This window comes from Prevotella sp. AM34-19LB (assembly GCF_003468525.1).
Lineage (GTDB): Bacteria > Bacteroidota > Bacteroidia > Bacteroidales > Bacteroidaceae > Prevotella.
In genome coordinates, this window is record NZ_QSIG01000049.1 from 1 (window position 1) to 20,735 (window position 20,735).

General features: G+C 42.2%; 12 protein-coding genes, 1 other RNA gene and 4 pseudogenes. 4 read left to right on the plus strand and 13 right to left on the minus strand.

Annotation, left to right across the window (positions count from 1 at the left end):
• Window positions 1–169 precede the first annotated feature (169 nt).
• The 3 genes and pseudogenes from DW830_RS12695 to DW830_RS16685 all read right to left on the minus strand — a co-directional run bounded on the left by DW830_RS12695 (window position 170) and on the right by DW830_RS16685 (window position 4,550).
• A complete protein-coding gene (locus DW830_RS12695) occupies window positions 170–1,585 on the minus strand; it encodes a TolC family protein (RefSeq protein WP_233544527.1) in 1,416 nt (471 codons plus the stop codon).
• Between the two features lie 215 nt (window positions 1,586–1,800).
• Window positions 1,801–3,078, minus strand: a complete 1,278-nt coding sequence (locus tag DW830_RS12700; RefSeq protein ID WP_158573499.1) for a sensor histidine kinase — start codon at window positions 3,076–3,078, stop codon at window positions 1,801–1,803.
• Window positions 3,079–3,100: 22 nt separating this feature from the next.
• Window positions 3,101–4,550 (minus strand): annotated as a pseudogene (locus tag DW830_RS16685) (sigma-54-dependent transcriptional regulator).
• A gap of 212 nt (window positions 4,551–4,762) precedes the next feature.
• Between DW830_RS16685 and ssrA the strand changes: the two are divergent.
• Together ssrA and DW830_RS15895 are read left to right on the plus strand one after the other, a co-directional pair.
• Window positions 4,763–5,160, plus strand: a transfer-messenger RNA (tmRNA) gene (gene ssrA, locus DW830_RS12715).
• 432 nt (window positions 5,161–5,592) lie between these two features.
• Window positions 5,593–5,733: a hypothetical protein gene (locus DW830_RS15895; protein WP_158573500.1), complete on the plus strand. Its 141-nt coding sequence runs from the start codon at window positions 5,593–5,595 to the stop codon at window positions 5,731–5,733.
• 477 nt (window positions 5,734–6,210) lie between these two features.
• On the opposite strand, the gene DW830_RS12720 is transcribed toward DW830_RS15895, so the two are convergent.
• Complete coding sequence (locus DW830_RS12720) at window positions 6,211–7,353, minus strand: YhcG family protein (protein WP_119250162.1); 1,143 nt, start codon at window positions 7,351–7,353, stop codon at window positions 6,211–6,213.
• 762 nt (window positions 7,354–8,115) lie between these two features.
• Between DW830_RS12720 and DW830_RS12725 the strand changes: the two genes are divergently transcribed.
• Window positions 8,116–8,994: a hypothetical protein gene (locus tag DW830_RS12725; RefSeq protein WP_119250156.1), complete on the plus strand. Its 879-nt coding sequence runs from the start codon at window positions 8,116–8,118 to the stop codon at window positions 8,992–8,994.
• Window positions 8,995–9,056: 62 nt separating this feature from the next.
• A complete protein-coding gene (locus DW830_RS12730) occupies window positions 9,057–10,565 on the plus strand; it encodes a HesA/MoeB/ThiF family protein (protein WP_119250157.1) in 1,509 nt (502 codons plus the stop codon).
• On the opposite strand, the gene DW830_RS12735 is transcribed toward DW830_RS12730, so the two are convergent.
• From DW830_RS12735 to DW830_RS12770, 9 genes and pseudogenes are all read right to left on the minus strand, one after another.
• Complete coding sequence (locus DW830_RS12735) at window positions 10,562–13,216, minus strand: SEC-C metal-binding domain-containing protein (protein ID WP_119250158.1); 2,655 nt, start codon at window positions 13,214–13,216, stop codon at window positions 10,562–10,564. The two genes, DW830_RS12730 and DW830_RS12735, sit on opposite strands and share 4 nt — an antisense overlap.
• On the minus strand, window positions 13,209–14,186 hold the full coding sequence (locus DW830_RS12740; protein ID WP_119250159.1) for a phospholipase D-like domain-containing protein: 978 nt from the start codon (window positions 14,184–14,186) through the stop codon (window positions 13,209–13,211). Before DW830_RS12740 ends, DW830_RS12735 begins: the two co-directional genes overlap by 8 nt.
• Before the next feature lie 155 nt (window positions 14,187–14,341).
• Entirely contained in the window at window positions 14,342–14,491 is a 150-nt protein-coding gene (locus tag DW830_RS15900; RefSeq protein WP_158573501.1) for a hypothetical protein, read from the minus strand.
• 195 nt (window positions 14,492–14,686) lie between these two features.
• Entirely contained in the window at window positions 14,687–14,962 is a 276-nt protein-coding gene (locus DW830_RS12745; protein ID WP_118063899.1) for a Txe/YoeB family addiction module toxin, read from the minus strand.
• Window positions 14,959–15,237 carry an Arc family DNA-binding protein gene (locus DW830_RS16690; RefSeq protein WP_119250160.1) on the minus strand — a complete coding sequence of 93 codons (279 nt, stop codon included), beginning with the start codon at window positions 15,235–15,237 and terminating at the stop codon, window positions 14,959–14,961. Before DW830_RS16690 ends, DW830_RS12745 begins: the two co-directional genes overlap by 4 nt.
• A 105-nt stretch (window positions 15,238–15,342) precedes the next feature.
• The gene (locus DW830_RS12755; protein ID WP_119250161.1) at window positions 15,343–16,170 is read right to left on the minus strand and encodes a helix-turn-helix domain-containing protein; all 828 of its coding nucleotides are present in this window, start codon (window positions 16,168–16,170) and stop codon (window positions 15,343–15,345) included.
• Window positions 16,171–16,259: 89 nt separating this feature from the next.
• Window positions 16,260–17,953: pseudogene (locus DW830_RS12760) on the minus strand (MFS transporter).
• Between the two features lie 22 nt (window positions 17,954–17,975).
• Window positions 17,976–19,075, minus strand: a pseudogene (locus DW830_RS12765) (HlyD family secretion protein).
• A 45-nt stretch (window positions 19,076–19,120) separates the two neighbouring features.
• Window positions 19,121–20,445: pseudogene (locus DW830_RS12770) on the minus strand (TolC family protein).
• Window positions 20,446–20,735 lie beyond the last annotated feature (290 nt).

Genomic DNA, 20,735 nt, shown 5'->3' on the forward strand with positions numbered 1-20,735 from the left:
TTGTCTCAGCAACCATCCAAGATATATAGATGGTTGCCAAGCCACTGTGTCCCTTATATAAAAACATTATAAAGCCTTTAGGCTGAGATTATTATCCCGAACTGAGGTATTATTCTATAGGAAGATGATTCTATGGATTTTTCATGTGAATCATTATTCTATAAGATATTTATTCTATAGGAAGTTCTTCCTTCAATTCTTTGTTGTGCTCGAAATCGAATCCCGTCATGCTTCGGAGTGTATAGTAGAGACTCCAGTAAGTTCTCATGGTCGAGATGTAATTGCGCCGGGCAGCATCTTTCTCGCTGATGGCTGCATTCAGGTCGAGTATCGAGTTGCGACCCATGATGTAGAGTCGGCGCGCCACCACATGCCGCTTCTCGGCACGCTGGTCGGTGAGCGATGCCACATGCACCTTTCGGGCTTGCATGTTAAACTGCAACACCAGTTTTTCTACGTTCTGGTAGAAATCCCTCATGCCTTGCTCCACCTGCGTCTGGGTAAGCGCCAGCTGCGATTTGGCTTCTCTTACCCTACCCTTTCCCCGTCCCCAATCCAATATTGGAAGGGCGATAGTGATGCTTGCCGATTGCTGACTCATCGGACTGCGATAGGCGGCACCGATATCTGCTCCCGTCTGCGAGAGTCCAAACTGCATATAGAAATCCGCCTTCAATCCGGCGTTGGCACGAGCCTGCGCCAACCGACTTTCGCTCTCCTTCTGGATGCGACGATAATAATCGGGATCCGGACTGTTCAGCAAAGCCCAATCTATCGCCCGTTGCAAAGGAACCTCAAAGGCAGGCACCTCTTCCGGCATCACCAGACAGATGTCCTGCGATTGTTCCAACCCCAGAAACGAGCGGATGGTCTGCATCTTCTCTCGCAGTGCCACCTGAGCATCCATCACATTGGTCTCCTCGTTCAGTCGGTTGATTTCCAGCTGCAGCATCTCGTTTTCCGAAATCGTTCCATTCTCATATCGCCCCTTCGCCATCTGATAAAGCGTATCAGCAGAAGCAAAGTTCTGTTTTGCCATCTCCCATTCTGCCTGCGCCGAAGCCAGACCGAAGAAATGCTCACAGGCTTTGGCCGATACAATCTCCAGCGTTTCGGCATATCGCTTCTTGGATTCCCGGAATCGGATGGGTTCTATCCTACGATTCCATTTCAGCGAGTTATAGCCAAAAAGACTCTGCTCGTAACCCACGATAAAGGGCTGACTACTATAGGCCGTTATCTTGTTGTGCAACTCATCCAGCCGGTTGAGCGAACTCTTCACAAAAAGGCTACCACCCGTCAGGGAGATATTCTGGTTGATTTTCAGAGTAAGATCAGCTCCCAACTGGTCTTGCTTCAGAAAGAGTGCCGTACCATCCGACTGGGTTATCTTGTTCACCTCCTTATTAATATAAGGTGAAGATGAGAGGGAAAGCGAAGGCAGATAGTTAGCCTGATGATACCGATAAGCCCAGTAAGCAGACAGAAAGGTATTGCGAGCACTCTGCACCGATGGTGACTGCCGCTGCGCCATCGCAATGGTAGTCTTCAGGTCGAGCTGCAGCGTGTCGGCTTGAACATTCATGCTGCAAGCGCCCATACTATGAATAAGTAATTCTTTATCTTCATGATGATTTCTTTTGCAAAAACTGATACAAAAGCCATGCCATAAAGATAAAGACATGATTATCAGGAAGATAAGAAATTCCGGATATAAAAAAGCCGTGCGAAACCGCACGAAACGTGTGCGATTTCGCACGGTGCGCACATCCTCAATATGATAGGTGGCATCCGTCTCTATCAGGCAGGAAGCACCACGCTAAAGGTGGTTTTATCGCCTGGCTTCGAAGAGGCGGTGATAGTACCACCATGCAGGGTTACAATCTGCTTGCAGATACTCAGTCCGATGCCCGAACCGCTCGTCTTGGTAGTAAAGAACGGCACAAAAATGCGCTCCATCACCTCCGGCAAGATACCTTTTCCGTTATCGGTAATGGAAATGATAAAATTGCGCTTGTTGTTCGAAAGACGAGTGGTAAGACCAATATAAGGAGCCTGACTTTGAGCAGATGCAGCCTCAGCGGAAAGACCTGCAGCCTCCTCCTTCATTCGAACTTCCACGGCTTCCTGTGCATTCTTCAGCAGATTAATCAGCACCTGTTCTATCTGCGAACGATCCATCAGCAACCTCTGGTCTTCGTTTTCAATCTCATAATGGAATATTGAATCCGGATAAAGATGCTTCAAATCTGCCACCAAATCACCAATCCTCACATCCTCAAACTGAGGTTTCGATATGCGTTGCAACTTGCGATAGTTCTCCACAAACTGCAACAAGCCATTGCTCCTTCGGTTGATGGCTTGCAATGCCATCAGCAAATCATCATGCTCCAGCGTATCCTGCTCCACCCCTTCACATAGCGTATCAGCCAAAGAGATGATAGGAGTCAGCGAGTTCATGATTTCGTGGGTCAATACCCTCACCAGCTGCTGCTGCGCATCCGTCTCATTCTTCTGAATCACCGGTTGCACATTCTGCAAGGTATAAAGGCGATAGGCAAAGCCCTTATTAAAGAAGTTGACCACGCTCAATACAAAGTCAGCCTTCCCTGCATTCTGATTTCCGGCATCCAAAGCCTTCTTGCCAGCAGCCCCCTCGCTGTTTTTCGTTTCCAATTGTACCAGTTTCTGCAATCCCGGCTTCAGCTGCATCATCATTTCCGGCAGCGTCTCATCCAGCACCTGCAAGTCGTGCAAGTGATGAATCGAAAAGCCACAGAGTCCATCCACGGCAGCCCGATTCATCCAATGCACCTTTCCCTGTTCATCCGCCACTATGAGAAAGGCGTTGATAGTATCGAGCATCGTTCCGAAATACTGGTATTTTGCTTCCTGTTGCAAAGTGGTTTCCCGAAATTCATTCACAACTTCGTTAATCTGCTGCGCAAGATTCCGCTCTTCTCCCCTCAGATGATCCAATGAGTACTGAAGCGAGAAGTCACGGGTGCGGATAGCCTCAATCAGCTGACGCATCCGCTCATTGCTCTTATGATAGAATAATTTATTGACGATTGACATAGTTTCTAAAATTTCCGAAGCATTAAACCCCGAGCTTATCGATTTTTCTGTAAAGGGCGAAACGGGTGATACCCAACAACTCTGCAGCCTGTGTAAGATTTCCATTACTCAAGGAGATGGCGCGCTTGATGGCTTCACGCTCCAAGGTCTGAAGATTGAGCGAATCTATATTTACGGAAGCCGATAGAGAATCTGACGCTGAAGCCCCCAATGCCACCACAGAATCCTCCAATCTGATATCCTCTGCAGCCAGTTCCGTCTTATCCCCCAACACAATCGCCCTCTCGATGCAATGCTGCAGTTCTCTTACATTCCCCGGCCAGGTATGTTTCAGAAGTTTCTGCTTGGCAGATGTCCCCAGCACCACATCGCCTACACTATATTTTCCCGAATAAAATTTCAGAAAATATTCTGCCAGCAGAACGATATCCTCTCCACGCTCACGCAGCGGCGGAAGATGCAACTCGATGGTATTCAGTCGATAGAAGAGGTCCTGTCGGAAAGCTCCCTCGCCTACCTTCTCACGCAAATTAGCATTCGTAGCCGCCAGAATCCTCACATCCACATGGCTCACCTTGTTGGAACCAATGCGCTGAGTTTCACGCTTCTCTATCACCGTCAGGAGTTTCTGCTGCATCGGCAGGTTCAGATTTCCAATCTCATCCAGAAAGAGAGTACCGCCATCCGCCGTTTCAATTCGTCCTTCCTTCGCATTCCTGGCATCCGTAAACGCTCCCTTCTCGTATCCGAAAAGTTCGCTCTCGAAAAGATTCTCAGGGATACACCCCAGGTCGATATTTACAAACGGCTTTCTTGCCCTGTCTGAAAGCTGATGCAAGGCATGCGCCACCACATCCTTTCCCGTACCATTCTCTCCAGTAATCAATACGTTGGCATCCGTAGCCGCCACACGCATCATCTGCGCTTTCAGTTCCTTCATGGCAGGCATTCGCCAATCATTCTCGCAAACACATCTTCAGAAGAAGCAATAGACTTGGACTCAGAACATTGATTCATATTCAGATTCTGATACATATTCTGCTCCGATTCCTTTTCCTGCGAATCCGAAGAATCCAGCTTCCTTTCCCTGCTCAATTCCACGGCACTCTTCACCGTATCGAGCAGTTTATTCCTATCCCATGGTTTCGGAATAAAGTCGATGGCTCCCGCTTGATAGCCCTCACCGCCTTCTCCGTATCCACGTAAGCCGTGATAAACAGCACCACGCTCTTAGGGTTATGCGCCAGAATCTTCTTCAGCCATTCATACCCCTCTTCGCCACTGATGGCATCCCGATGGAAGTTCATATCGAGCATGATGACATCAGGCATGAACGAATCCATCATTCCGATGATTCGTTCAGGCGTATTGATAACTCTGATACCCTCCACGTATGGTTTCAAAAGCATATTGAGCGACAAGAGAACATCCTCATTGTCATCCACTATCAGTATCTTTCCTTTTTTCTCCATTGCCATCATTTTTAATTATTTTGCCCACAAAGTTACTGCAAAAAAACGAGATAACTCCAAAAACGGCATCATTTCTTCCAAAATTCTTAATACGAAGCAACTTTCAACCACTTTATCCCGATATTTCAAAGAAAAAGCGATGATTTTTCCGAAAATATTTGGTGATTTCAAAATTTCGTTTTATCTTTGCACCCTAGTTATCAAGAAATCTCGGGGTTGACTGGATTTGACGGCGAGATGAAATGGTACGTAAGCATGCGGAGGCTCGTTGGCTACCTCCTAAATCCTAGTGAACAAAAAATTAATTGGCGAAAATAACTACGCTCTCGCTGCCTAGTCGAAGTACAGTAAACTAGCATTATTCCGGCACAAGGTGCTGGAACGAGACATCGCTCAACGGATGTAGTTCCGAATCTTGTTGATCAAGCGGTGCAGGCAAATCGGAAATAGTTCATGTATGCCTCGTTGCATGGATGAAATTTTAGAGGATAAGGGTATGATTGGTGGTCCAGGTCTTGTCATACCTCGAAAATTGAAGGCTGGAATAAGCATGTAGAAAGCGTATGGTTTCCTTGTGCGGACGAGGGTTCGATTCCCTCCAGCTCCACCCTACTATTAGAGAAGTCGCTGTTTTTCAGCGACTTCTTTTGTTTTTATCAGCACTCCTATGGGCATGGCAAACGAAACAAGCCGCTTTACGCATCGTCAGTACTATCATGGCGACCTATCAGTAACGTCTTTGCGCCTTGTAAGTACTATCGTTGTAGCATCAGTTTTACGTTAAAAGTCTTCGGAGTAACCTTTACTTGTTGCCGGAAGAATTAATGTTATAAGCCGGGAAAGCCTATACTTTCTGCCGCACAACAGCTGTTGTGCGCTTGCATAACAGCTGACATGCGCTCGCCCGACACCTGTTATGCAAGCGCATATCAGCTGGTGGGCGATGAATTGTTGGATATAAGTTCTGTGTATATATATGAACGAGCTGAATCTTTTCATTCGAAGATAAAGCTATCTAGGGCACAAACAGAAGCATAAATTCGTGTTCAAACGCCAGCTCACGGAACTGAATGGTCAGGAGATTTATCTTCGCAAGGAACAGCAGATTGCAGGAAGCAACCAATTTAAGAAATTGGATGATATTCCTTATAAGATCAGCGTCTTGTTTGATGCAGAATTCTAAATAATTCTTCATTCGCCATCGAGCCTATTTCATTTGGAACAGAAGGAATCTTTCTCAGCAACAAGTGTTATTTTTGTCAATACTTATAACCAAATTTTGCACACTGGTAAACTTGGAATCTAGCAACAAAATAGGGAGTTTTGAGCATCTCAAATTCCCTATTTTCTGCTTCTAACTAATCGAATACCCTATAGTCGTACAACTGTAGAGTTATAGTTGTACAACTACAGGGGTTATAGTCGTACAACTATAGAATTCCTATTTCAACGCTATTAACTAACAAAATCATAATCCTTTGATTATTAGCATATTACCATTTTCTTCCATATTTTCAATATTCACAAAGAAATAAGAATCGTTTGAAAATACGAGAATCTCAGCAAGGGAAATGTATAAAAATAAAACGACCCGCACATTTGAGTGTACCCATATTGACACTGATAGCCATTTTCAGCTTTGCAGTGTCAATCAGATATTCTATTGTTCAATACTTCCACCCAACTTGGCTTCCCATTCCTCTATTGTTGGCATCGTTCCCTCTAACTTTTCTGGATAGAATTTCTCCAAGTCATATTCTGATATTGCAATTGGCTGGCTACTTGATTCCAAAGCATATTGGGCTTGAATGCGGTCTTTTTCCTTGCAGATAAGTATGCCTATTGTTGGGTTGTCTCGACCCTCTTTACGAAGAAGATGATTGCAAGCTACTACATAGCCGCCAAGTTGCCCGACATCAGCAAAGGTGAAGGATCCTATCTTGACTTCCAAAACTATATAGCATGACAAATTCAAATTGTAAAAGAGCAAGTCGATAAAATTCTCTTTCTCTCCAATCTGCAAACGGTATTCCTTGCCTACGTATGCAAAACCTGTACCCAGCTCAGTTAGGAACTTGGTGACGTTGTTGAGCAAAGCATCTTTGAGAATACGCTCATTATATGGCTTGGTAATGCCTGCAAACGCAAAATTGTATGGGTCTTTTGTTATTTCTTGTACCAAATCACTATCGACATCAGGTAATGTTCGATTAAAGTTACTCAATGCTTTCCCTTGTCGTTCATACAGAGATGAGTCTATGAAATTATGAAGGACATTTCTACTCCAACCATTTGCCACTGTTTGACGGACATAGAAAAGAGCCTTTTGAGGCACTGTTAAAAACTTATCTATCAATAGCATGTGATGTCCCCATGGAATGGAGAATATATCTTTTTCTAATTGGTCAGCAAGTTGCTGATTAATTTCAAAGCTACTATTTTTTGCCCTATGTTGAGATGAAAAATCCTTCTTCTCTAATTGGTCTGCAAGTTGCTGACCAATTTCTGTATATGGTAGGTACATACAATAAAAATTCTTCATGTATAGAAGATTCTTCGGCGAGAAGCAAGTTGCCAAAGGGTTTGCTTCTTTTAAATCCTTGCTAAGATTTTTATAGAACTTACTACCCCATCGAGCCTCTGCTTTAAGGGCAACAATGTCTCTACCCAAACTCCAATAGAATTTGAGCATTTCTGTATTGACTTTCACCGCAGCCTTTATCTGGCTCTGGCGATAACGCTTGCATAGTTCCTTGATCCATTGCAAGTAATCTTTGTCCAATATGTTTATCGGTTTATTCATACCTTTATTCCTTTCCACATTACTATTAAAGCTTATACAGCCCAACAGCTTCATAATCTCATTCTCCAAACAATGACTTTCTGTGAATTGTTGTACAAGCGTAGTTTTATAAAATGCAAATATAGTGATTTCTTTTAATAAATATCTGATTCAAGGCTAATTTTTAACAAGATATAACAAAGAAAGTTTGAGTAGTTACTTACAAACAATATAAAATAAAACGACCCGCACATTTGAGCATCGTTGAGAGGCTTGGCGGGTTCTAGCGGGTACAAAGGTACGAAAAATATTCGAAACCTGCAATTTTTAAGGAGTTTTTTAATCTTGCAAGAATATATAAAACACAGAGTCAACTTTAAAAAGCCCTAAATTATATTTTTGTCTTTGTACCTATTGATATCCATAGGAACAATATCGTAAAAAGATTTTTCAAGTAAACACTATAATGTAAAATACTACATACTTTATATTTCTATTCTTACTCAACATAGTCTATTTAGAAAGGAATCACACCCATCAACAAAAATGTTTGTTAAAAATTAAAATAAGTACGCAACAAATTTGTTTATTTCGAAAAAAAACTCTACCTTTACACGGTAAATTTTAAAATATAACAATTATGATAGACAATCCTTCATACAACGGTATTGGTTCTTACTCAAGGACCGTACTTCGAACAACTCGCAAAGAGGCAGAAGACCGAGTTACAACCCAACGTTCAACACCATCTACTCCCTCTCCACGAGGACATGCTTAAGAATTATGTTTGATTATAAAGACGCTAAATTTTATACAGATTATTTTTCTTCTCTAGAAGGCTTTTCTGTTCTTGAGGAGTTTAATGTATCAGAGAATAAGGATGAAAAGAATCTTTATGTTGGTAGCATAGAGGTTCTGAATACGATTCATCCTTTGATTCTTCGTGTTGAAATTCCTTTTATGTTTCCACATGCCAAATTGGTTTTTCGAACAAAATCACTTAGTGGCTATCCGCATCTGATACATACTGGTAAAGTCAATTATGGAGATTGGTTTTGCCTCAATACTCCTTTTGCCGAAACTCCAGAAGAGCAACTCAAACAGGAAATTACAAGATTAAAGGAGTGGATTTCTCACCAGATGCGTGAGGATCTTCCTCCAGTAATCAAAGATAGTTCGGTCAAAACCGCATTAGCCTTTGCAAATGCTTACGAATGGGAAAATCTTGATGAAGTAAAGGAGTTCAGCTCTAAAGCAATGCTTACTTTCGTAGGGGATTTTCATAATAACCCTGACTATTTTAAGGAGAACCTTGGCTATATCCACTGTATAAAAACTCCTGACAATAGGTTTTATGCCGTCGAGAATGAGGCGATTTGTAATTACAAACTTCCATATATCATTGTTGATCAAACTCCAGAATCATCTGAAACACTATCTGATTTTGTTCGTTTGATGGAGCAATATGAATGGGATGATAAAATATGCAAGCACCTTTTGCCAGAATTGAATATATCTAATGGATGGCAAAAAAGTAGCAGCCAGCCCATAGGAAGCAAAAAAGACTTTACAGAACCTGATGCTTTAAAACAATTAGAGCAACTTATTTCTGAACTTCAACAAGAGAGTTCATATCTTCCACAAGCCGAGGCATTAGAATAGGAAAGAATCAATCTTCGAGAGAAGTAAAAAAAACAAAAGTTCTTCCTTCACAAAAACAAGTATTGTTAGATGAGATAAGTTCTATTAAAGAATCTGTCATTAAGAATCATGGCTATAATTCCTACCAAGGATTTAATATCCCAGATGAGACAAATATGACAGACGAAGAACTTGAAGAACAAGCTTATCTGGAATATATGGCAACTGATATCATTCCTTATGAATGGCATCATTTTGCATTTGGAATTAAGCATAACGATGGTATCGCATGGTACATACTCTTTACAAACATTGCATCCGGTAATTTTGAAAGTGTTTCATTCGATCTGGCATTGAAGGGATTTACTATACGAAAAATATCCTCTTATCCTCTAAATAGGTTAGGAACTCAAGTAATAACCAAAGAAATGTATTTTGGCAGAGGAGCTTTTTCACAGTTGCTTAATTCGAAAAAGATTGCTATCGTGGGGCTGGGGGCTATAGGATCAATGGTGGCTAGTTCTTTAGCGCACTGTGGTGCATCTAAAATTGGACTTTGGGATTTTGATATTGTAGAGCCTGGTAATATTTGCAGGAGTTCCTATACTTTAGGTAATATTGGAGAAAGTAAAGTAAGAGCCTTAGCATCTGTTATTAAATCCATCAATCCTTTCATTAAGGATCTGAGTATACATGGTTATTGGTGTTCTGATGGTGCTAATTATAACGAGTTTATAGGAGCCTCATTCTATGCCAATGTGAACTACAAGAGTCAAGAAGAAGCTATAAAAGAACTTGATGGTTATGACCTTATCTTGGACTGTACGGGTAGTAATGAGATGCTTCATTTTTTGAGTTATGCGGCTTCGAATAGGGAGATTATCAGTATGTGTATAACTAATCATGCCAATAATCTGCTTTGTATCTCCAGCAAAGATGGTAATCCGTTTGAGCAACGTAAGATCTATCTTTCAAGAATAGAACAGGATACAAAGAACTTCTATGTTGAGGGGGAAGGTTGTTATTCCCCGACTTTCCTGGCAAATAATTGCGATATCGCCTCTTTGGTCAATCTGGCACTTAGAGATTTGAACCTCAATATGGACAAAGGTCAGTTAATGCATTCTACCATCTATTCATACTCTGATCGTGGAATCGTTTCTGATCGGATATCAACCTATCAACTTGATGGTTATGATATCCTATTGAATGTTTCAACCGAGACCCTGTATGATGCAGAAGAAATGAACGATTCTCCTGACGGAGCTATTGGTTATATTTTCGGTTCATATAGCAAAGATGGCAAACAGGTTATGATAACTCATATTGTCGATGCATGGAATGCCAAAGAACTTCTGACAGATGCGTTTAAAACGTCAAAAGGTATAATTGATTATATTGGCGACTATCGCTATTCTGGCGAAGAACCAGAAACTTATAGTGCATCTTCTTTTGAACTGATGGCATCAAAAGCAGAAGATGATTCTATCAATACGAACAACCCATTGTTAGCTGTAAGGAATCCAGATGGTTCGCTCTCTTTTTTCCTATACATTAACAATGAGTTGGTTAAGTTTAGCCAAAAACTCTAACGGCGTCTTTTTGATTTATTATTACTGCGAATGTTACTTCCGTGGCATTCGCAGTATTTCTTTCCGCTTCCACATGGACAAAGTTCACCTGCTGCAATATTGACAGGTCGATACACCTTTTGACTGCTGACACTATCTGTCTTCTCATCTTCTTCCTCGTTGGTATTGGACTCATTTCTAATATCAAATGGTATCGAAACATATTGGAGTCGTCTGAGAATGATACGGTGGATATCTTTCGTCATTTTAGAGTACTTGTTGTCAAGCATCTCTATCTCTGCTCTATCAAGATTACCCATCATATAAAGAACAAATGTTTTCCACTCCATGTCGTATACTTGAAGTATAACCTGTCTTTTGTATTCCTTACAGAAATACTCAAAACTTGCAATGGTTAACTCTACTTCCAACTTGATGGCAAAAGTATGCATAGACTCCGAAAATGGGATAAAAACTTCTGTTCTGTTAGGATTGTTATTGGTACTTCTTGTAACCAGTTCTTTTGTCTTGTGGTATAAAGACATAAGATGGTTGTTTATTACTTCTGTACTTACTTTTGAATCTTTGGTAATATCATTAACAATCCTGTCAGCTACATCTGCACAGAACAAAACAGCATTTCGCTGTTCATAGAATTTTTTCCTTTGAGGAGCAATAATATCATCCTTGCGAGCTGTTTCCTTTCTGCGATTTTTAAAAAAGTTTTCACGGTTCAACTGTGCTTTGTGAAAATATTTTCTCACCTCATCTGTAGAAATCTCATCAGTAGAATATGAAGCTCCCAAGTGTTCTAGAGAATCTAAATCTTTTTGATTCAGATTTTTTAGAATCTGATCTTCTAGAGATGCAAAAAAGACTGAAGAACCTGGATCTCCTTGTCTGCCGGAACGTCCTTTAAGCTGTCTGTCAACTCTGACGGATTCAAAAAGGTCTGTACCGATAACCATGAGACCACCAGCTTTTATTGCATCAGGCGATGGTTTTATATCAGTACCTCTTCCTGCTACACTTGTTGATACGGTTATTGCGTTTCCGAAGCCAGCTTTGGCAATGGTATCTGCTTCATCTTTGATGTTTTTTGCATCCAGTTTTCTATAAGTAATCCCTAACTTATCCAGTTTCGAACACAGTTGTTCTGAACGTTTGATGGAAATACTTCCGACCAAAGTTGGACGTCCTGCTTTCTTATTATCTGTTATGGCACGAATAATGGCATCATCTTTAAGTTGAGCAGATTTGAATATGCGTAAAGGAGAATCCTTACGTATTAATGGTTTATGTGTTGGCAATGTAGCGCAGTGAAGATTATATATCTCCTTAAGTTCATCTTCCACAGGCATTATGGTTCCTGACATACCTGCTATTTTATAATATAATTTAAAGTAGTTTTTCAACGAAATAACAGCCATTCCATCAAAATCGTCTTGAACCTTTACTTTCTCTTTAATTTCAATAGCCGTATGTAATCCATGTTCCCATCTATTTCCCTCTTTGATGCGCCCAGTATGAGAATCTATAATCTTTACTATATCGTCTTCAACGATATAGTCAACATCGCGTTCGTATATCGTCAATGCAAGAAGTAATTGGTAAAATACATTTTGAAGGTATATTCTATTTAGCACTTCCGCCTGCTTATCTTGCGACAGAGTGTCGAAATCTTTTATTTCATAGGTGCGTCCTACAGAAAAAAGATCAGGTATGCTTTTTTTAGAAGACAACCATTGCTTACCTTCTTGTGTAAACCATGCTGTTTTTCCCAATCTATCTATCTCATAAAGTTTTGAATCTTTATATCCTATTAATTCAACAATCAATGGATAGTTTTCTTTAAAAATATTCCCTGCATTATAGGAATTTCCTCCTCCTATTATGTGTGGCTCATCCGCATCATCTATTAAAATGGAGTCAAGTTCGTCAATAATAGCATAATTATGGTCTTGCTGAACACATTCTTCAGGTTTAATAGCAATATGGTCATAGAGATAATCAAATGTAAATGACGAATGCATTCCGAAAGAAATATCAGATTTGTATGTTTCCTTACGACGTCTGTCATAGCGATTATAATATTCAATACAATCTGCGGAAAGACCATAAAACATATATAGAGGGCGAGTGGTTTCAAAATCTCTCTTTGATAGATAATCATTTACTGTTATCACATGGACCCCTTCATGTGATAAGGCATTTAAAAATACGGGCAGCGTAGCAACAAGAGTTTTACCTTCTCCAGTTGCCATTTCCGTAGCATATCCATAATGGAGCAGAATGCCACCTAGTAGTTGCTCATCATAATGAACCATATTCCAGTTATAAGGAACTCCCATAACATCCCAATGATTTTTGTATATAGCAGTTTCTCCTAATATCTCTACGAAATCATATTTTTCTGCTAAATATAAATCATTTGATGTGGCTTTTACTTCTATATTTCCCAAGGAGAAACGCCTTGCAGTTTCTTTTACTAAAGCATATACTGATGGAAGGCTTTTGTCTAGAGCACAGGTTTTATCTTTTTGTTCATTTACAAACTGTTCTAAATAGAAATATCTCATGCGCAACTCATCATTTGTAAGAGAATGAAGAGTTGCATATTCGCAATTAATTGCTTCAACAGTTTTCTTGAATTTATCTAATGACTTATTCATATTTTACATACGCTGATTTTAAATCACTAATAGTTAATCTTTGCCCTGATTTGGCACAGGTAATATCAACTCTTAAGCTACCATTGTCGTCAAGATGCATGGAAAACTTTACAGGAAGATACTCTTCAGAAGTACCTCTAGCGACTTGCATCAAATTGGCTTCTTTTATTAGCTTCCATTTCTCTGCTTTATCTTGAGGATTACCATAGATTAGAAGGCAAGGGAATTCTTTCCCATGCTTACTATCAAAGTAGAGTTCAATTTCTGAAGACTGATATGGTAAAGTTTCTCCAGCTTTTATAAATGGATCAAATATAACCTGATCATTAGCATCAATAGCTTGAACTCCGATGGCATATTTGGCATAAGGAGTTTTCTTTATCTCAGTTCGAATAACTTCTGTTTTAGTTTCAAATATTCGTTTTACCGGTTTATTTTGAACTTCACAGATTCGTTCTATTTCATAATTTAGCTCCTGATAATCAATGTCATCTCTTTGTTCAAGATCTTCCCATGATAGACGTATGCATGATGATTTTAATGATAAAGCTTGTTTTAAGCGTTGAAATTCAGAGGTGTAGCCGTTTACAATCTCTGGATTATCGGATATGATAATGTTTTCGACATTACGAGTCTCAGCATAGTAAGTCCAATTATAAGATCCGGTAATAGCAATCTTATCATCAATTACACAGAATTTATGATGCATAAAACCGATATCGGCTCCTGCAATGCGTAATTTACCGCCCAATTTGATTAATTCATTGAAATCTGGTGCATAGTCCATGTAGTTGATAGCATTGTCCAGGAGCACTAGCTCTACATCTACATTTCTGTTCAATGCATCTAAAAGTGCTCCAAACAATTCACTACTTGTAAACCAAGCCATAGCAACTTGAATCTTGTCAGTTGCATTATTTAGAAAAGGAATTATCTTATTTCTAATTTCTGAAAAACATGCTAGTTCCATATATCATTTATTATGAGTTTGTTAATGCTCCGTTAGTATATTTTTATAACAACAGTAAGTTCTCTTGACAAGAGTAATTGAACAAGAGCATCTGCATGTTGGTATTCCTTTCGGAATGGGATAAGACTATTCATAAAAGAATGAGTTTAGATTATTCAAAATGTATAAAAATAAAACGACCCGCACATTTGAGCATCGTTGAGAGGCTTGGCGGGTACTAGTGCTGCAAAGGTACGAAGATTATTCGAAACCAGCAAATTTTTAGAGAGATTTTTATCTCTTTCTTCACCCAATAACTTTTTCATTCTCTAATTCTGCAAGTAACACTTGCAGAATTAGAAAGTCAGGATATTCGTTGGCATCGTACCCTCTAACTTTTCTGGATAGAATTTCTCCAAATTATATTCTGATATTGCTATTGGCTAGCTACCTGATTCCAAGGCAAAGCATGAATTGTTATACATTCTATAAGTACCGATTCCATTGATATATGAACTCAGTTATTTGTCATTGTAATGTCCTTCTAGCTCAATAATGGACACAAGAATTTCTTCATCAAGTATGTCATAGATAATCCTGTCCTGGGCAGTAATATGTCTAGAATACGTGATGTCGTTTCCACCTTTCAAAGGTTCTGGATGTCCTTTACCTGTTCTAGGGTGCTCAGAAAGTTCTGGAATCAACTTCTCTAGTTTTTTGAATAGAGGTAGATTTGATTTCTTCCATTTCTTAATGACCTTCTGTGCATCCTTAGAGAATTCTATTCGATATATCATAAAGCTTCCATCCATGCGATTGCATCTTGTGCTGTGTCAAAGCACAGAGTTTCTCCGTTTTTATGTTCTTCTCTCGCCTTGTCAAGCTTCGCTTGCAAATCGGGAGTAATCACATTTTCCTCCATGGTCTTGTTCTTACTCATAAAATCCATAAGAATGGATTCTACGTAATTGTTAAGGCTACGATTGGTAGCCTTAGCACACTCCTTGAGCTCCTCAAGAAGCTCTGCTGGTAACCTAAATGAAGTAGGTACACGTAATGTTGATGTGCTCATATCCTTTGTTTTAAATTGTTATTTGGGGCAAAGGTAATAAAAAATAATGAGAATCGGAGTGAATCCTTGGTTTTTAACACAGATAATTGCGATTATTAACAGTGCCTACTCCGCCCCCATCCGGTAATTCTTAGGCGACAAACCGGTATGCTTCTTGAAGAAGGTGCCGAAGGATGAGGCATTAGGGAAGCTGAGATCACTGGCTATCTGCTGAATCGTCTTGTCCGTATTCTTCATCAGATAAATGCTGCGGCGGATGATCGCCTTGAAAATCAACTGCTGAACCGTCTTGCCACATACCGACTTCACAATCACCGAAAGATACTTCGGAGTGAGACAAAGCTGGTCGGCATAAAAAGCTACCGTACGCTCACGCATAAAGTTCTCCTCTATCAGCTTCACCAATATCTCGAATGTCTCTATCTTACGCCTCATTTCCTTGCCTTCCTTCTGGAACGAAGCAGAGAAAATACTGCAAAGACGATAGGTTACCGCCATTAGAAGCAACTTCTGTTCATGCAAACTGTAAGTGTCATGCTTCTCCTTCTGCTCTAAATCCAAAAGCATCCGGGCATAAGAGGTCAGCATCTCCTCATATCCCGTATGAGTCACCGTGCACGACTGGGGATAGAGCGTAGAATAAAGTCGCATGCTGACTACGGTATTTCCCAGCATGTGGAGAATCTGTTCCACACGATAAAAAAGCAACGTGTACCGGAAGTCTGCAGAGACCTCCTGCACATGAAACAGGATTCCGGGAGAGAGGAAAACAGTCTCTCCCATAGACGCAACAAGGGATGTTCCATCTACACAGAAACGGAACATCCCTTGATGACAAACTACTATTCCGACATAATCAGAATAGAAAGGTTGCATCAGAAAATGAGGGAATTCATTTGCCTCATATATGATTATATTGTCAGTTATCTCCATTCTAAAAAATTGCTTTAGCTGCGAAGATAACAAAAATATCAATCTCCTCTGATGATTGCCTTGATTATTTATGATATTTTAGCAGAATTTTACCTTCTTCCCAAGTTTTTCACATTAACATTCTTCAGCAGATACTCGCGGGTCAACTCCTTGATATTCCGCTTGCGCCAAGGTATCACGAGCATCAGTCCGGCACATACCAGACAGCCGTAGAAGGTCCAGCCTGCCATCTCCTTGATAGATACCAGGGTGGCTTGCACCTGCACCTTACCCTTCGCACTCATGGCAGCCATGTTCTGCGCTTCGGTTACACTCTTGCCCTGATACTGCATACCCATCACCGTCTGGTCGTAAGTTTTTGCCGTCTCGATGCTGGTGCGGTCGTAATCCTGTGCAAAGCGGGTGATGTAATACTGCTGGCGATGCTGAAGCACATTGGTGTAGAGCGCCGAACCGATGCAAGGGGCGATGACCATACGGACGGTGAGCATGATGCAGACCCAGGTGGACATGAAGCGGTAAGGCATGCGCTGATTGGCTATCGTAGAGATGAGCGAATAGAGCAGCATCATTCCCGTGGAACGGATGATGATAGGCCATTTCATACGCTCATACATGCCGTCGTTCTGTACCTCGAAATACATAAAGAGGGCGTAGCCTCCGATAAAGAGGAAGCCAGACAGTACATCCACTTCAGATGAACATTCTTGGCTCTGGCGATGACCGCAAAGATCAAACCCACGGTATATCCCACCATCACCCAGTTGCCCAAGGTGGCATTCTGCCAGTTGTCTATCTTCATTCCCACGTTGGTGAATACATTCACAAACATGGCGCTGGAGTTGCAGACCATCAGGAGGAAGAACAGCATGATGCCGTAATTGATAACCCTGAGCTGGAACACCTCCATGATAAAATAAGGTGAGCGGCGGGTCTTCTCCAGATAGATGAACAGGGCGGTGAAGATGAGACAGACCACCGTAGAATAACGGATGGTAGGATCATCAAACCAGTCCAGCGTCTTGCCGAACACCATCACATAGGCAAACGAGCAGAGCATGATGCTGAACACCGTGACATTGCCAAACTTCGACATCGTAATCGGGAACTTCGGCATCGGATACTTATGGTAAGGCATGGTGAAGAACACGATGATGATGCCCGCCAGCATGAATGCCATCATGAAATGATATACATACTGCCACTCGTAAGCATAGGCAAGCCAAGCCGTGAGCCAGGTACCCAACTGTCCGATGATCATAAAGAAAAGATAGATGACCGGCTGAGACACCATCTTCTCTGAATCCACCGCATCCCAAGCCTCCTCGGTGGTAGGCTCGCAACCCGGCGTGATATTCTTCGTTGCCTCGATGCCGAAACCATATCGGATGAGTACAAAGAGATGCGCCATCAGAAGCGTCTGGCGAACAAAACCCATCAGCAGACTGCACAGTCCGAGGATGAACAGCGAATCGGTCTGGGCACAGACGAAACTGAGCAAAAAGAGAATGGAGAATCCCACGATACACATCATCTTCTCTCTTCGGATGCACACCAGTTCGTAGAAGAACGGCGAGAAAGCCGCCATTCCTATCGACGTACAGAAGCCCGCAAAGGCGATGTATTCCGACTGGATGCCCAGTCCGCTCATCATCTCTCCGCTGTTGGCGGAATAGACACCACTCATCGTAATCATTGGCACGAAGAGGATGATCATGAAGATGATGCCCAGCGGTTTCGGCACCCAGTCATAGAACGGATAATTCTTATATTCTTCTTCCATATATTACTTCATTTCCTTCAAGCTACTTTTTATTTCTCTCCGCCTTCACAATCACCATCATACCTGCTGCCAGACGTGCATTGTCTTCCTTGCTGAGGTTGGTGAAGTCGATTCTTACAGGCACACGCTGCTGAATCTTCACGAAGTTGCCGGCTGAGTTATCGGTAGGAACAAGAGAATACTTGGAACCGGTAGCACCGGAGATAGCTGTAACGGTACCCTCAAACTCCTTGTTGCTGATGGCATCCACCGTCATGCGTACCTTCTGCCCCACATAGAGATTCTCTACCTGAGTTTCCTTATAGTTGGCGATGACCCATTTCTGGGAATTAGGAAGGATATAGGTGATGGTGGTTCCGGCGCTTACCATCTGTCCCTCTTCCAGGGTGCGACGCCCCAACTTGCCATCGCATGGAGCTACCACCACGCAATAAGAGAGGTTCAGCTTCGCCATCTCCACCGCAGCCTCGGCCCGCTGGATGGCAGCAGCCACGTTCTGCTTGCGGGTAACCACCTCGTTCACGCCCTTATAGGCAGCAGCCTGCTGTCGCTTTACCGACTCCAGTTTCTTCTTGGTAGCCGCATATTCCACTTCGAGCTGTTCCAGCTGGATAGGTGTAGCCGCCTTCTTCTCTACCAGGTTGCGATAGCGCTCGCAGTCTTTGGCAAGTTTGGCAAGGCGCACCTCTATCTCATCAATAGATGCCGAATAGACGGTAGCCGATGTCTGGGTGGTCTGCTGGGTAGCATCAATGACGTTGGCACCCGCCTTGGCATCCTTCAGTGCCGCCTCAGCCTCCATCAGTCGGATGCGATACTCACGGTCATCAAGAACCAGGAGCGTATCACCCTTGTGCACCTCCTCGTGCTCCTTGAAGCAAACCTTGGCTACATAGCCCGATGCACGGAGGTTGACAGGAGAGATATACTGCTCTACCTGGGCATCGTTGCTGGTTTCGTTGGCATTATAATCCAGGAAGAGGCAGACGATCTTCCAGAGACCGAGGCAAGAATGGCTACGCCGATAAGGCTGGCGATGATCTGGCGGATGCGCTGCTTCTTCAGTTTCTTCTGCATTTCCTCGTGAGAAGTTTCTATCTTGTTGTTTTCGTTCTGTTCCATTGTTATATTCTGATTGATTGTTCTTATTATTACATGATTCCTTTGCTATTTTACCTGATCCAATTGTCCGGTGAGTTTCAGGAGCGAGAGATTCGCCACCTTATATTTATAGTAGGCGGTGAGATAATTGTTCATGGCTTCGCTCATGCGCATCTCATCCTGAAGAACGGCGGTCATCGTTCCTACACCTTCCTTATACTGGTCGGCAGTTACGCTATATACATCCTGCGCCAGGGTGTAGTTATCAAACTGCTTCTTGTAGTTGCGCTGACTGTTGTTCACCTCGCTCACGGCGTTCATATAGTTTGCCTGCATGCCTTTCAGCGCATCCTCGTATCCGATGCGGGCATTCTCCTCCTCCACCTTGGCACGTCTGATTTTCGAACGCTTCTCGAAACCATCAAAGACTGCACTCTCAGCTGGATGCCGATGCCGTTGGAACCATACCAGTGGTTGGATTCGCCCGAATGAATCCAATGTTCTATCTTATCGGTGAAGGCAGAATACATCAGGCTTCCGGTAAGGCTCACCGATGGCAGATAACCGTCCTTGGCGAGCTTGGTCTGCTTCTGGGCAAGTTCCTTTCTCTTCTCCAGGAGCTGGAGTTCGTAGAGTCCCGTATTCAGTCCGTTGGCATTCACCGTTTCTATCTCCCCCGGATTCACATCACTTACCTTGATTTGCTTTTCTGCAGGATAATCTATCACATACTTGAGCATGGTATATTGCTGATCGAGCATGGCAATGGCGTTATCACGCTGTACGGTGAGATTCTCGATGTTGAGTTTCACACGCTTCACATCCACCTCCAGAGTCATCTGGTTATCGTAGAAAGCCTGGGTGATGCCATAGAGTTCTTCCAGGCGCTTGATGTTGTCGTTTACCAGACGGATCTGCTCAGCCGTATTCTGCGCCATATAATACATCTTGGCGGTCTGCACGATGAGGTCTTCGCGCGCCTTCTCGTAAGAGAGCTGGTTGAGATGGTCTGCAATCTTGGCAATGTCGATGGCAGTATTCACCATCTGGTTGTAGAGTGGCATCTGGAGCTGCAAGCCTGCCGAAGCATTATACTGCAGGGTCTTGGTAACATTGTAAGGTTTACCATATGCAGAACCGTCAGTCACGGAAACGGGAGGGGTGAAGTTGTCGTTCAACTGTGCCACGGCATTGATCTGCGGCAGCAGCTTCGCCTGGTTCTCGCTGATGGAATACTTTCCCTTTGCAATCTCGTTCCTGCTTTTCTGCAGCGACAGGTTATTCTCCACCGCCATCTGCAGGCACTGGCTCAGCGACAGAGTTTCCTGCGCCATCATTGCAGAAAAAGCTCCGAGAGCCAGACAAAAACATAATATCTTTTTCTTGTTCATTTTTAATATGTTTCTTATGATATACAATATGATTGTTTTCTGGTGCAAAGGTACTGCTTTTCTGTCGATTATCACTATTCACAAAATATCACAAAATGTTCAAAATTGCCGTTTCTTTTAGCGGCGGAGGTTCTGGAAACAAAAAGAGGGTGTGTCATAAGTCACATCCCATACGCCCTGAAAGGGCAGAAGCTCTTAGCCCAGGGCATCGCCCTGGGTTTTAGAATAAATACAACAAAGTCGCCCTGAAAGGGCAAAAGCTTTCAAATTCAAAGCTTTTGCCCTTTCAG